This is a genomic window from Lentzea alba (assembly GCF_011067745.1).
GTDB lineage: Bacteria > Actinomycetota > Actinomycetes > Mycobacteriales > Pseudonocardiaceae > Lentzea > Lentzea alba.
In genome coordinates, this window is sequence record NZ_JAAMPJ010000001.1 from 115,109 (window position 1) to 127,609 (window position 12,501).

Genomic DNA, 12,501 nt, shown 5'->3' on the forward strand with positions numbered 1-12,501 from the left:
GTTCCTGCCGAATTCTGTCAACGGTCAGCCCGCTATCGGCGCTATCTCACCCTGTGACCCCCCGCCACGCTCGGTTGGGCACCACTCCGTCGCAAACCCCTGCTGATGATGGAGGACCGATGTTCAGCAAGAGCCGCGGCAAGATCGCCGCAGTGCTCGCAATATGCCTGCCCGTACTGGTCGCGGGCATGGCGACGCCCAGTACCGCCGACTCCGGCCGTTATCTGCTGGAAGTCACCGCGAACACCTCCGCCGAACGCACGCAGATCGCCGAGATCGGCGTGGACGTGCTCGGCGCGACCAAACTCACCACGGTCTCGGTGGTCGCGGACAAGTCCCAGTACCAGGCCCTGCGGGCGACCGGTCTGCCGATCAAGTACGTCGGCGACTTCGAGCAGGAGCTCAAGAGCCTGGGCAAGGTCCAGTTCGCCGACCCGCAGCCAGGCCAGATCGGCACCCAGGACTTCCCGTCCGGCTACACCGGCTACCACAACTTCGCGGAGATGACCGCCGAGCTGCAGCAGACGGTCCGCGACCACCCGACCCTCACGAGCATGCGCAGCATCGGCAAGAGCTTCCAGAACCGGGACATCTGGGCGCTCAAGCTCAGTGACAACGTGGCCTCCGACGAGAGCGAGCCGGAGGTGCTGTTCGTCTGCGGCCAGCACGCCCGCGAGCACCTGACCGTCGAGCAGTGTCTGCAGATCATCAAGCGCTACACCGACAACTACGCGACCCCGGCGATCAAGAACCTGGTCGACAGCCGCGAGGTCTGGATCGTCCCGATGATGAACCCGGACGGCGCCGAGTACGACATCGCCACCGGTTCGTTCCGCGGCTGGCGCAAGAACCGCCAGGGCAACGGCACCGACCTCAACCGCAACTGGGGTTACAAGTGGGGCTGCTGCGGCGGTTCCAGCGGCACCTCGACGTCGGACACCTACCGCGGCACCGCGGCGTTCTCCGCGCCGGAGACCGCGCGCATCCGCGACTTCGTGAACTCGCGCGTGGTCGGTGGCGCCCAGCAGATCAAGACGTTCATCGACTTCCACTCGTTCTCGGAGCTCGTGCTGTGGCCGTACGGCTACACCAAGGCGGACACCGACACCGGTCTCAACGCGGACGAGGCGCGCGCGTTCCAGACGCTCGGCCGGCAGATGGCCGCCACCAACGGCTACACGCCGGAACAGGCGAGCGACCTGTACATCACCGACGGCACCAGCGACGACTGGATGTGGGGCCAGCACAAGATCTGGGCCTACACCTTCGAGCTGTACCCGAGCAGCGGCGGCCTCAACGGCTTCTACCCGCGCGACACGGTGATCGCGGCGCAGACCGCTCGCAACGACCGCGCCGTCGACATGTTCCTCGGCTACTCGGACTGCGTGAAGCGGGTCATCGGACAGACCTGCTGACCCGTTCCAGCGCCTGATCGATCTCTTCCGGAGTGACGAAGTAGTGCGGGGACGCCCGCACTACTTCGTCCAGGCCCCGCCTGGTCATGTCGATCAACGTCGACCCGCTCTGCGACACCGTCACCGCGACCTCCAGGTCCCAGAGCCGGTCCTTCAGCTCCATCGCCGGCACGTCCCGCGAGGTGAACGTGACGATGCCGGACTGCCGTTCGCCGAGATCCCGCACGGTGATGCCGGGGATGCTGGCGAGACCCTCGCGCAAACGCTTGGCCCGGTCCGCGACCTCCGCCTCGATCACGTCGAGCCCCCTGTCCAGCGCGTAGCGAGCGGCCGCGATCATGCCGAGCCGGTCGGCGACGTTGCACTCCCACAGCTCGAACACCCGCGCGTCGTCGCGCAGCCGGTACTCGTTCAGCCCGGTCCACACGCCGCTGTGCAGGTCCACCAGACGTGGGTGGAGCCTTTCCCGCACCTCGTCGCGCACGACCAGCGCACCGGTGCCGCGCGGTCCGCGCAGCCACTTACGACCTGTACACGCCAACATGTCGTAGTCGAGGCCACGCAGATCGAGCTGCCCGGTCGACTGGCAGGCGTCGAGCAACACCAGCGCGCCGACCTCACGAGCCGCAGCCGTGACGTCGTTGACCGGGTTGACCAAACCGCCGTTCGTCGGCACGTGCACGAGCGAGATCAGCTTGACTCTGTTGTCAAGGTTCAGAGCGTCGAGATCGACCTGTCCGCGGATGTCGGAAGGGATGACCTCGACGACCGCCCCGGTCTCCGCCGCACGACGCAGAACCGGGATCGCATTGCCACCGTATTCGACCTCTGTGACAAGAATTCGGTCCCCGGCTTCCAGGGGTACCGCGTCGAAGGCCGCCAACCATGATCGAGTTGCACTGTCCGTGAAAGCGACCTCGGTCGGGCGACACCCGAAGAGGTCAGCGAGGACGCTGTAGCCCGCCTCCAGGTCATCCCGGCGTTCGGCGGCGGCGCGATAGCCGCCGATCTCGGTTTCCCGCTTCAGATGACCGATCACCTCGTCGACGACGGGAGCGGGAGGGATCGAGGAACCAGCGCTGTCCAAGAAGATCAGGTCACTCACCAGCTCAACTGTGCCACCATCGAGTACATGGGGGGTCGCTCGTTCGGGTACAGCGCTCAGATCAAGCCGTTCTTGTGGGTGTTCCTCGTGCTGACACCCGTGGAGGTCCTGCTCGTCGACCTGCTCGTGCCGTGGTTCTGGTTGCGGGCCGTGCTGCTCGCGTTCGGGTTGCTGAGCGCGCTGCTGCTGGGGTGGCTGCTGTGGATGCTGCACAAGTTCAAACACGAGATCGACGACGAGTACCTGTGGCTGCGGTACGCGCGCGAGTTCGAGTACCGGATTCCGCTGTCGGCCATCGAGACCGTGACGCACGGCATGACCAGCCGGTCGCTGAACAAGACGCGGTCCGTTGTGGACGGAACGCTCGTGCTGGAAGTCGCCAACTCCACCAACGTCCTCGTGCTGCTCAACGAACCGCAGGAGGTCGACCTCGGGCGCCGCGGAGCGCACGAGGTGACGAAGATCGAGTTCTGGGCCGACAACCCCGACGAGATGGTGCGCGCTCTGCGGAAATAGGCTCGGCCACATGGTGGAGATCCCCTACGGCAAGCGCATGCGACCGAGGTACCTGCGGTTCCTGATCATCACGGCCGTCGGGGTCGCGCTGGTCGCGCTCGGCCTGGACATCCCGTGGCTGCTGATCACGTTGATCGTCCTGGGCGCGCTGAACACCGTCGTGTGCGTGGGCGCTCTCTACGTGCTGTACCGCCAGCCGCACACCGTCTCCGCGGACGAACTGCGGTTGCGCCAGCTCGGGTTCTTCGACTGGCGCATCCCGGCCGGGGACCTGGGCGCGGCGAAGGTCGCCGAGCGCGCCCACAAGGGGCAGCGCAGCGTCGAGGTGATCGGGGACGCGCTCGTCATCCAGTCGTTGACCAGGACGAACGTCTCGGTGCCGTTCCACGAGCCGCAGCTCGTCAACCTCGGCAAGACCGGCGTGCAACGGGTCGAGCGCGTCGAGTTCTGGGCGGACGACCCCGAACGTGCCGTCCGCGAGATCAACCGCGTGACTACTTAGGCTCCCACTTGTCGAGGTTCCACCACGGACCCCAGGCCAGCGCGCCGTAGGAGTTCGGGTCGACCACGGGCTGGTAGCCGTTCCACGAGTCGCGCATCACATACGCGTGCTCGGGGAAGACCAGCACCGCCATCGACGGCGCCGCGACGTACGCCTGCTGGAACAGCTTGTACGCCACCGCACGTTGCGCCGGGTCGATGAGCTTGCGGCCGTTCTCCAGCGCCGCGTCGGCGGCCGGGCTGCCCTGACCGCGCAGGTCGTAGAGCATCAGGTCGGGGTCGAACGGCGAACCCTCGCCGTAGAGCAGCGCGTCCTGGGCCATCCGCGGGCGGATCGCCTCCCAGGACAGGCCGGCGAGCTGCACGTCCACGCCGACGGCCTTGGCGTCGGCCGCGAACGCCGTGGCGAGGTCGGCCCGCAGGTCGTCGCCGAGCGGGTACATCAGCGTGAACCGGGCGGGCACGCCCTCGCGGACCCGGATGCCGTCCGCGCCGGGCACCCAGCCGCCCGCGTCGAGCTGACGGATGGCCTCGGTCTTGTCGAAGCGGAACTTCGCGGTCGGGTCGAACTCCTCGGCCAACGCGTCCGGCACCGGCGTGTAGGCGATGGTGCCCTTGCCCTCCAGCAGGGTGTCGATCATGCCCTGGCGGTTCGCGGCGAAGTTCAGCGCGAGCCGGATCGCGGGGTTGCCGGTGACCGGGTGCGCCGCGGGCAGCCGCACGGCCCGGTAGTCGGCGCTGCGGTGGTACTGGACGGTCAGGCCGGACTTGCCGGCGAACTGCGTCGCGATCTTGGGCGGCAGCACCGTGCCGTCGAACTCGCCGGCCTGCATGCGGCTGGCGCGCTGGTTGTCGTCGGTGACGAACACGACGGTGAGCTTCTTGACCTTGGGCGCGCCGTCGAAGTAGCCGTCGTTGGCGTCCAGCAGCAGCCGGTCGCCCTTCTTCCACTCGGTGACCTTGTACGGACCGGTGCCGATCGGCTGGCCGTTCGGGTTCGCCTGCTCGCTGGGCAGGATGCCGAGCACGAGCAGGTGCGGGAACGCCGCCTGCGTCTGCGTGAGGGTGAAGCGGACCGTGGACGGGTCGACCTGCTCGACGCCCTTGAGCGTGCCGAACCGCTCCTTGACCGGGTTCTGCAGCGCCGCGGTGTAGGTCGCGACGACGTCCTCCGCACCGAACGTGCTGCCGTCGGTGAACTTCACGTCGCCGCGCAGCTTCACCGTCCAGCTCAGCCCGTCCGCGGCCGGTTCCGGCAGGTCGGCGGCGAGCTGCGGCTTGAGCGAGCCGTCCTGGCGGTGCTCGACCAGCCCGTCGTAGATCTTCGACACGCCCTGTGCGCCGTAGCCGAGCAGCGGGTTCAGCGTGGTCGGTTCGTCGCGGTCGGCGAGCACGATCGACGTGCCGTTCGAGCCACCGTCCGGGCGGGGTGCGGCGGTCTCAGTACAGCCCGCGACGGCCAGCAACACGACTAGGAACAGTGGGGAACGCACAATGCCGGACCCTACAGTGATCCCCATGCGCATCGCTGTGAGTCAGATCAGCTCCACGACAGACCCCAGGTCGAACCTGGAGCTCGTCCGCGACGCGGTGCGCAGAGCAGACGGCGCGCGGGTCGTGCTGCTGCCCGAGGCGACGATGTGCCGCTTCGGCGTGCCGCTCGGGCCGGTCGCGGAGCCGTTGGACGGGCCGTGGGCGTCCGCGGTGCACGAGATCGCCGCCCAGCACGACGTCGTGGTGGTGGCGGGCATGTTCACGCCTTCCGGTGACCGCGTGACGAACACGCTGCTGGTGACCGGGCCGGACATCCACCTCGGCTACGACAAGATCCACCTGTTCGACGCGTTCGGGTTCCAGGAGTCGCGCACGGTCGCGCCCGGCTCGGAGATCGTGACCTTCGAGGTCGACGGCGTCACGCTGGGCGTGGCCACCTGTTACGACATCCGCTTCCCCGAGCTGTTCCGCGCGCTGGCGGACAAGGGTGCGTCGGCGGTGCTGGTCGGGGCGTCGTGGGGCGCCGGTCCGGGCAAGAAGGAGCAGTGGGAGCTGCTGGTGCGGGCGCGGGCGTTGGACTGCACGTCGTTCGTCGTGGCGTGCGGGCAGGCGTACCCCGGTGAGCTGGGTTCTTCCGCGCCGACCGGCATCGGTTGCTCGACGGTCGCGGACCCGTTCGGCAACGTGGCCCTGCAGCTCTCCGACCAGCCGGAGGTCTCGGTCGTCGACATCGACCTCGCCGCGGTGGAACAAGCTCGACAGGTCCTGCCCGTGCTGGCGAACCGACGGCTACGTTGACCTTCATGCGCATCGTTTCGGCCGTGGTGGCCGCTTTGCTGTTGTTCTCCGGGGTTGCCTCGGCAACGCCTTCGCGCGGGGTGACGGGCAAGATCCTCGCCCAGTGGACCGTCGGCGACCGCGACTACGTCGTCCGCGAGATCACCATCAACCCCGGCGGCAGCACCGGCTGGCACCACCACGACGGCACCCTGTACGCGCTCGTCAAGAAGGGCGTGCTGACGCGAACCGAGTCCGACTGCACCACGACGTTCGTGAACCGCCGCGGTGACACGCTGATCGAGCAGCCGCACCAGGTGCACATCGGGCGCAACCTCGGCACTTCGCCGATGGTGCTCGAAGTGCTGTACGTGAACCCCGCCGGTGCGCCGTTGTCGCGGGACGAGCCGAACCCCGGTTGTTCCTTCGACTGAGGCTTGACCTCCAGATAGGTCGAGCTCACAGGATCGAGGCATGACTCTTCCCGCACTGCCCTCGTTCTTCCGCGGTCGCACCGACCTCGACGGCTTCAAGCTCTACCGGGCGAGCAACCCGCGCGGTGACCGCGACGTCGGCTGCGTCGTGCTGGTGACGGTCGACACCGACAGCGAGGCCACCGCACGGGCGTGGGTCGACTCGGTGTTCGTCGCGCTGGCGAGCGAGCCGAACCCGCACCCCGGTGGCCTTTCCGCGGCGTTCCACATCCGCGACGACGGCAAGCGCGTCGTCAACGTCGCGGAGTGGGTCAGCGCCGCGGACCACGTCGACGCGGTGTCCGGCGGCAACGGCGTCGGCTCACGCACCGCGGACTGGCGCCGGGTGCAGAACTTCCCCGGCGTCCAGCACGTCAGCGTGGAGCGGTACGAACCGCTAGCGAAGGTCCAGGCCGAGGTCGAGTGACGGACTGGAGTGCGTGAGACCGCCGACCGCGAGGTAGTCCACGCCCGTTTCGGCGTACCGGCGGGCCACGTCCAGCGTGAGCCCGCCGGACGCCTCCAGCTTCACGTTCGCCGGCCTCCTGGCCACCGCCCGCGCGCACTGCTCGGGCGTGAAGTTGTCCAGCAGCACCAGTTCCGCGCCCTCGGAGATCGCCTCGTCGAGCTGTTCCAGGCTGTCGACCTCGACCTCCATCAGCAAGTCCGGCGCGTGTGCGCGAGCCGCGCGGATCGCCGCGCCCACCGAACCGGCCGCGGCGACGTGGTTGTCCTTGATCAGGATCGCGTCGCCGAGCCCCATCCGGTGGTTCACGCCGCCACCGCAGCGGACCGCGTACTTCTGCAGCAAACGCAAGCCCGGCAACGTCTTCCGCGAGTCACGGACAGAAGCACCGGTGCCTTCGATCGCGCTCACCCAGCGGGCGGTCTGCGTGGCGATTCCGGACAGGTGGCAGACCAGGTTCAACGCCGTGCGCTCGACCGTGAGCAGGCCGCGGGTCGGACCGGTCAGCACCAGCGCGGGCTCACCGGGCACGGCCTTGTCACCGTCGGCGGCTTCGGACACGACCTCGATCTCGGGCAGGTAGCGCTCAAAAGCCGCTCGTGCAACGGAAACACCGCACAGCACACCGGCCGACCGCGGCGTGATCTCCGCAGTGGCGACGGCCTTCTCCGGCACGGTCGCCAGCGTCGTCGCGTCCAGGCCGTAGCGGAGGTCCTCCTCCAGAGCGAGCTGGATGACCCGGTTCGCGTCATCCCAGTCGATGGTCATGCGACACCCTCCACCAGAACGGGATCGGCCAGCACGGGCTGACCGGTCGGGGTGAGCCGGACGAGCTGACTGCGTTGCCACGCCTCGGAACGCTCGGTGAAGTCGGTGCGGACGTGACAACCGCGCGACTCGGTGCGTTCCTGAGCCGCCGCGATCAGGGCGCGGGCGGCCATGGTCAGGGCCGCGTCCTCGACCAGTTCGCGCGACTCCAGCTGCTTGTCCACAGTGGACACGTCCAGCACCGAACCGACGACGGCGAGGCCTTCCGCGTCCCGGCCGATCGCGGCGTAGCGGGACATCACGCGCTGGAGCAGGTCCCGGTCCGCGACCGGGGCCGTGGGCAGCACGGGGTCGACGACGCGGGCGGGTGCGATGAACCCGACCGCCAGATCGGCGGCCACGGCCTCGGCTGCGCGCGTGCCGCAGACCAGGCCTTCGAGCAAGCTGTTGGAGGCCAGGCGGTTCGCGCCGTGCAGGCCGGTGCGCGCGACCTCGCCGACCGCGTACAGGCCGGTCACGCCGGTGCGTCCGTCGACCGTGGAAACCACGCCACCGCAGGCGAAATGTGCCGCCGGAGCAACGGGAATCGGGTCCACGGCCGGATCGACGCCGACCGAGACGCAGGCCGCGTACACGGTCGGGAAGCGGCTCGCCATGTCGTGCAACGAGGTCGCGTCCAGGAACACGTGGTCGTCGACACCACCGGGCTCAAGAGCCATGTGCCGGGTGATCGCCGCCGCCACGACGTCGCGCGGAGCGAGGTCCTCCAGCGGGTGCACGCCCTTCATCACGCGGGCGCCGGTCGCGTCGACCAGCACGGCACCCTCGCCGCGCACGGCTTCCGTGACGAGCGGGCAACGGCCTCGCGCACCTCGACCCGTGTACAGCACGGTCGGGTGGAACTGGATGAACTCGACGTCCGCGGCCAGTGCACCGGCCCGCAACGCCAGCGCCAGCCCGTCCCCCGTCGCGACGGACGGGTTCGAGGTCGCCTGGTACATCTGGCCGAGGCCACCGGTCGCGAGCAGCACGGCGGGCGCGGTCAGCACGCCGGGGACGCCGAAGCTGTCGAGCACCAGCAGTCCGGCGACGGCGCCGAGCGGCGTCTTCACCGCGTCGACCGCGACGTGGTTCTCCAGCAGGGGAACCCGTCCGTCCACAGTGGCCTTGAGCAACGCGCGTTCGACCTCGGCACCGGTCGCGTCACCGCCGGCGTGCACGACGCGGAACGCGCTGTGGCCGCCTTCGCGGGTCCGTTCCAGCAGCCCGTCGGGCCGGGCGTCGAACGTCGCGCCGCGCTCGCGCAGCCGTGCGACGGCCTGAGGCCCGTCGGTGATGATCGCCGTGACCGCCGCGTCGTCACAGAGGCCCGCGCCCGCCGTCAGCGTGTCCTCGATGTGCTTCTGCACGGTGTCGCCGGGGTCGTGCTGGTCCTCCATGACCACCGCGACACCGCCCTGGGCCCAGCGCGTGTTGCCGTCGTCGCCCGCCGCCTTGGTGACGACGAGGACGCGCAGCCCCAGCTCACGGGCCCGGAGCGCGGCGGTCAGACCCGCCACGCCCGTGCCGACCACGATCAGGTCGGCCCGCGCCTCCCAGCGCGCGGCCATCACTCACCGCCGCCGGGCTGACCGATCTCGATCATGCGCTGCACGGCTCCCTGGGCGCGCCTGGCGGTCTCCAGGTCCACGTGCACCTCGTCCAGGCCGTCGCGCACGCACCGCAGCAGCGCGGCCGGCGTGATCATCTTCATGTAGGTGCAGGACGCGCGGTCGTTGACGGCGCGGAAGTCGATCTCCGGGGCGGCCTTGCGCAGCTGGTGCAGCATGCCGACCTCGGTCGCGACGAGCACCTTGCGGGCGTTCGTCGAGCGCGCGGCGGTGATCATGTCGCCGGTCGAGAGGATCTTGACCTTCTCCGCCGGGACGATGCCCTCGCCGCTCAGGTACAGCGCGCTGGTCGCGCACCCGCACTCCGGGTGGATGAACAGGTCGGCGTCCGGGTTCGCGGCGGCGCGTTCGGCCAGCTCGGGACCGTTGATGCCGGCGTGGACGTGGCACTCGCCGGCCCAGATGTGCAGGTTCTCGCGGCCGGTCTCGCGCTTGACGTGCGCGCCCAGGAACTGGTCCGGGCAGAACAGCACCTCGCGGTCGGCCGGGATCGAGCGCACCACGTCGACGGCGTTGGACGACGTGCAGCAGATGTCCGTCTCGGCCTTCACCTCGGCCGTGGTGTTCACATAGGACACGACGACCGCGCCGGGGTGCTGCGCCTTCCACTCGCGCAGCTGGGCGCCGGTGATCGAGTCGGCGAGCGAGCAGCCCGCGCGCTCGTCCGGGATGAGCACGGTCTTCTCCGGCGCGAGGATCTTCGCGGTCTCGGCCATGAAGTGCACGCCGCAGAAGATGATGGTCTGCGCGTCGGACTGCGCGGCGATCCGGCTCAGCGCGAGCGAGTCGCCGGTGTGGTGGGCTATGTCCTGGATCTCGGGCAGCTGGTAGTTGTGCGCCAGGATGACGGCGTCCCGCTCCTTCGCGAGCCGCAACACCTCGTCCCGCCACGCCGCGTCCGGCTCGACTCCGCCGAACACACCTGACGCGGTTCGCTCCACGGTTGCGGTAGCGACCATCGCTGCCTCCTCGGTTCCAGGTTTTCGCCTACTGGTCGAAAACGTGGCCGATAGTATCAGCCGAGTGGCGGGCGTGGGACACGAAGTTCTGGCAGCTGTGCTGCGGGTGAGAGGTGCGTCACTCCAGGTCATGCTGTGGGAGCGCGCACGGGAGCCACACGCTCACCGCTGGTCGTTGCCGGGTGGCGGCCTGCGGGTGGACGAGGACGTGGAGAGTTCCATCCGCCGTCAGCTGGCGGAAAAAGTCGATGTGCGACAACTGTCACACGTCGAGCAGCTGGCCGTTTTCAGCGCCCCCGACCGCGTCCCCGGACCCCGCGTCGTCGCGACGGCGTTTCTCGGGCTGGTCCCCTCGGACGTCGATCCCGAGGTGCCGGCGGACACGTCGTGGCACTGCGTCGACAAGCTCCCGTCGATGGCGTTCGACCATTCCTCGATCGTGCATCGAGCGCGGCACAGGCTGGGCTCGAAGCTGTCGTACACGAACCTCGGCTTCGCGCTGGCGCCACCGGAGTTCACGATCTCCCTGCTGCGCGACCACTATTCCGCGGCGCTGGGCTACCGCGTCTCCGCCACGAACCTGCAACGTGTGCTCTCCCGCCGGTTGCTGCTGGAACCGACCGGTGGTACCGCTCCCCCCGGCCCGTCCGGCGGCCGTCCCGCCGCGTTGTTCCGGTTCAGCGCCAAGGGAATCAAGGTGACCGATCCGTTCGCCGTGCTGAGGCCCCCGGGATCCGGCCGTCCGGCGGGCGGGAGTGGCAGCCCGTAACGTGGACGCGTGGCCGAGACGCTTCCGCTGTTCCCTTTGGGCACCGTCCTCCTGCCTGGGGCGTCTTTGCCGTTGCACATCTTCGAGCCGCGCTACCGCCAGCTCGTCGTCGACCTGATGACCGGCTCGCTGTTCGGCCGCACGTTCGGCGTCGTGTGCATCAAGGAGGGCTGGGAGGTGGGCGCCGACAACGTCGGTTCCCTGCAGGACATCGGCTGCTCCGCCGACCTGCTGGACGCCCGCCCGCTGCCCGAGGGCCGCTTCGACATCGTGACGCGCGGCGTGCGCCGCTTCCGGCTGCTGGACGTCGACACGACGACCGCGCCGTACCTGTTGGGGCACATCGACTACATCGACGACTCCCCGGTGCCCCAGGCCGCCCTGGAGGTCGTGCCGATCCTCGAACGCGGGGCGCGCGCGGCCCACGAGCGGTACTGCGGCGCGGCCTGGCACCGCGAGGACTGGTCGTCGCCTTCGGACGACGTCTCGCTGGGTGCCCTGTCGTACCTGCTGGCGGCCGACTGCCTGCTGCCCGTCGACGACCGGCAGCGGTTGCTGGAGGAACGGTCGCCGGCGCGGCGGTTGCGGCTGGTGCGGCGGATGCTGCACCGGGAGACCGGGATTCTCAGCGCGCTGAAGGCGGTTCCGGTGCCGTTGACCGAGTTCGGGCACGTGCCGAACCCGAACTGAGGAAGTCCTCGAGCGGCTTTGAGCACTGTGAACCGCTCCAGGTTCGCGCTGCCTTCCACGGGCGTGGCAGCAGACGCAGCCACCACGGCCCGGCCTCCAGTCCCTTGAGGATCGTCCCCATCGCGCCGGCCACGTTCCCCTCCGCGATCTCGTTGTCGAACCTCGCCTCCGCAACGGTTTTTGACGTCCTCGACCTCGGTTCCGCGAACTTCTGGTAGCCGATGGTGGTGTCGTGGGATGTGACTTGAGTGACCTTAAGATTAGGGTAACCCCAATCAAGGAGCGACTGTGGCGGGATTGCGAGAACGCAAGAAGGCGCGGACTCGGGCGGCGATCGCAGCCAGTGCGGCGGAGCTGTTCGCGCGCAACGGGTTCCGCGCGGTGACGATGATCGAGGTCGCCGAGGCGGCGGAGGTGTCGGAGCAGACCGTCTACAACCACTTCCCCACCAAGGAGAGCCTGGTGTTCGACCGCGCGGGCGAACTGCGTGCGGCCCTGCTGGAACTCGACCGCTACTCCGGCGTGGTCGCCAACTACGGGAACTGGCTGTCGGCCGCCGTCCTCGGTGCCTCGGCGCAGCGGGCGATCCGCAACCCTGGCGACATGCCCCGTCTCGTGGCCTCCGACGCGGGACTGCGCAGATACCTGCTGGAACTCGCCGACGACTGGTCGAGCGCGCTCGCCGAGGTCTGGGTCGCGCGCTCCGGCGAGCGGTTCGATCCCGTGGTCGCACGGACGCTCACCGATGCGTTGCTGCACGTGTTCGTGCGAGCGGTGGACCGGCTGGGCATCATCGAGACCGAGGAGGAGATCGAGGCTCTGGAAGCCGACATCCGCACGGCGGTCAACGTGTTCCGGCCCGCGTTCGCCGCTCTTCCCTGAGGCCATCAAGCCCAAG

The 12,501-nt window shown here is 69.2% G+C and carries 14 protein-coding genes; 9 read left to right on the forward strand and 5 right to left on the reverse strand.

All coding sequences use genetic code 11. The features are described 5' to 3' along the window. Positions 1-119 precede the first annotated feature (119 nt). Positions 120-1,415, forward strand: coding sequence for a M14 family metallopeptidase (locus G7043_RS00520; RefSeq protein WP_166042771.1), 1,296 nt, complete (start codon positions 120-122; stop codon positions 1,413-1,415). On the opposite strand, the gene G7043_RS00525 is transcribed toward G7043_RS00520, so the two are convergent. Continuing rightward, entirely contained in the window at positions 1,396-2,520 is a 1,125-nt protein-coding gene (locus tag G7043_RS00525) for an aminotransferase class V-fold PLP-dependent enzyme (protein ID WP_313887640.1), read from the reverse strand. The genes G7043_RS00520 and G7043_RS00525 overlap by 20 nt on opposite strands. A gap of 27 nt (positions 2,521-2,547) precedes the next feature. On the opposite strand from G7043_RS00525, the gene G7043_RS47950 reads away from it, so the two are divergent. After that, a complete protein-coding gene (locus G7043_RS47950; protein WP_242641815.1) occupies positions 2,548-3,036 on the forward strand; it encodes a hypothetical protein in 489 nt (162 codons plus the stop codon). Between the two features lie 10 nt (positions 3,037-3,046). After that, positions 3,047-3,538, forward strand: a complete 492-nt coding sequence (locus G7043_RS00530) for a hypothetical protein (RefSeq protein ID WP_166042773.1) — start codon at positions 3,047-3,049, stop codon at positions 3,536-3,538. Here the strand turns inward: G7043_RS00530 and G7043_RS00535 are convergent. Continuing rightward, positions 3,531-5,030, reverse strand: coding sequence for an ABC transporter substrate-binding protein (locus G7043_RS00535; protein WP_313887641.1), 1,500 nt, complete (start codon positions 5,028-5,030; stop codon positions 3,531-3,533). The genes G7043_RS00530 and G7043_RS00535 overlap by 8 nt on opposite strands. 25 nt (positions 5,031-5,055) lie before the next feature. On the opposite strand from G7043_RS00535, the gene G7043_RS00540 reads away from it, so the two are divergent. Genes G7043_RS00540 through G7043_RS00550 form a run of 3 tightly spaced genes read left to right on the forward strand, consistent with a single transcriptional unit; the run spans position 5,056 to position 6,708 of the window. Continuing rightward, positions 5,056-5,829, forward strand: coding sequence for a carbon-nitrogen hydrolase family protein (locus tag G7043_RS00540; protein ID WP_166042775.1), 774 nt, complete (start codon positions 5,056-5,058; stop codon positions 5,827-5,829). Between the two features lie 5 nt (positions 5,830-5,834). Next, positions 5,835-6,242, forward strand: coding sequence for a cupin domain-containing protein (locus G7043_RS00545; protein ID WP_166042776.1), 408 nt, complete (start codon positions 5,835-5,837; stop codon positions 6,240-6,242). A gap of 40 nt (positions 6,243-6,282) precedes the next feature. Beyond that, complete coding sequence (locus tag G7043_RS00550; protein WP_166042777.1) at positions 6,283-6,708, forward strand: antibiotic biosynthesis monooxygenase; 426 nt, start codon at positions 6,283-6,285, stop codon at positions 6,706-6,708. Here the strand turns inward: G7043_RS00550 and nadC are convergent. From nadC to nadA, 3 genes are read right to left on the reverse strand one after another with little or no spacing between them, the layout of a single operon-like run. After that, on the reverse strand, positions 6,679-7,515 hold the full coding sequence (gene nadC / locus G7043_RS00555; RefSeq protein WP_166042778.1) for a carboxylating nicotinate-nucleotide diphosphorylase: 837 nt from the start codon (positions 7,513-7,515) through the stop codon (positions 6,679-6,681). The genes G7043_RS00550 and nadC overlap by 30 nt on opposite strands. Then, entirely contained in the window at positions 7,512-9,125 is a 1,614-nt protein-coding gene (locus G7043_RS00560; protein ID WP_166042779.1) for an L-aspartate oxidase, read from the reverse strand. The genes nadC and G7043_RS00560 overlap by 4 nt, the downstream gene beginning before the upstream one ends. Next, entirely contained in the window at positions 9,125-10,144 is a 1,020-nt protein-coding gene (nadA, locus tag G7043_RS00565) for a quinolinate synthase NadA (protein WP_166042780.1), read from the reverse strand. The genes G7043_RS00560 and nadA overlap by 1 nt, the downstream gene beginning before the upstream one ends. Before the next feature lie 100 nt (positions 10,145-10,244). Between nadA and G7043_RS00570 the strand changes: the two genes are divergently transcribed. From G7043_RS00570 to G7043_RS00580, 3 genes are all read left to right on the forward strand, one after another. Then, complete coding sequence (locus G7043_RS00570) at positions 10,245-10,913, forward strand: NUDIX hydrolase (RefSeq protein WP_166044856.1); 669 nt, start codon at positions 10,245-10,247, stop codon at positions 10,911-10,913. A gap of 9 nt (positions 10,914-10,922) precedes the next feature. Then, positions 10,923-11,603 (forward strand): LON peptidase substrate-binding domain-containing protein, encoded by a 681-nt coding sequence (locus tag G7043_RS00575; protein WP_166042781.1) that lies wholly within the window; start codon positions 10,923-10,925, stop codon positions 11,601-11,603. Positions 11,604-11,891: 288 nt separating this feature from the next. Beyond that, positions 11,892-12,485, forward strand: a complete 594-nt coding sequence (locus tag G7043_RS00580) for a TetR/AcrR family transcriptional regulator (protein WP_166042782.1) — start codon at positions 11,892-11,894, stop codon at positions 12,483-12,485. Positions 12,486-12,501 lie beyond the last annotated feature (16 nt).

What these genes read in the sequence shown, in the direction of transcription:
- G7043_RS00520 (WP_166042771.1), top strand. Translation starts at nt 120, where the DNA reads ATGTTCAGCAAGAGCCGCGGCAAGATCGCCGCAGTGCTCGCAATATGC.
- G7043_RS47950 (WP_242641815.1), top strand. Translation starts at nt 2,548, where the DNA reads ATGGGGGGTCGCTCGTTCGGGTACAGCGCTCAGATCAAGCCGTTCTTG.
- G7043_RS00530 (WP_166042773.1), top strand. Translation starts at nt 3,047, where the DNA reads ATGGTGGAGATCCCCTACGGCAAGCGCATGCGACCGAGGTACCTGCGG.
- G7043_RS00540 (WP_166042775.1), top strand. Translation starts at nt 5,056, where the DNA reads ATGCGCATCGCTGTGAGTCAGATCAGCTCCACGACAGACCCCAGGTCG.
- G7043_RS00545 (WP_166042776.1), top strand. Translation starts at nt 5,835, where the DNA reads ATGCGCATCGTTTCGGCCGTGGTGGCCGCTTTGCTGTTGTTCTCCGGG.
- G7043_RS00550 (WP_166042777.1), top strand. Translation starts at nt 6,283, where the DNA reads ATGACTCTTCCCGCACTGCCCTCGTTCTTCCGCGGTCGCACCGACCTC.
- nadC (WP_166042778.1), bottom strand. Translation starts at nt 7,515, where the DNA reads ATGACCATCGACTGGGATGACGCGAACCGGGTCATCCAGCTCGCTCTG.
- G7043_RS00560 (WP_166042779.1), bottom strand. Translation starts at nt 9,125, where the DNA reads ATGGCCGCGCGCTGGGAGGCGCGGGCCGACCTGATCGTGGTCGGCACG.
- nadA (WP_166042780.1), bottom strand. Translation starts at nt 10,144, where the DNA reads ATGGTCGCTACCGCAACCGTGGAGCGAACCGCGTCAGGTGTGTTCGGC.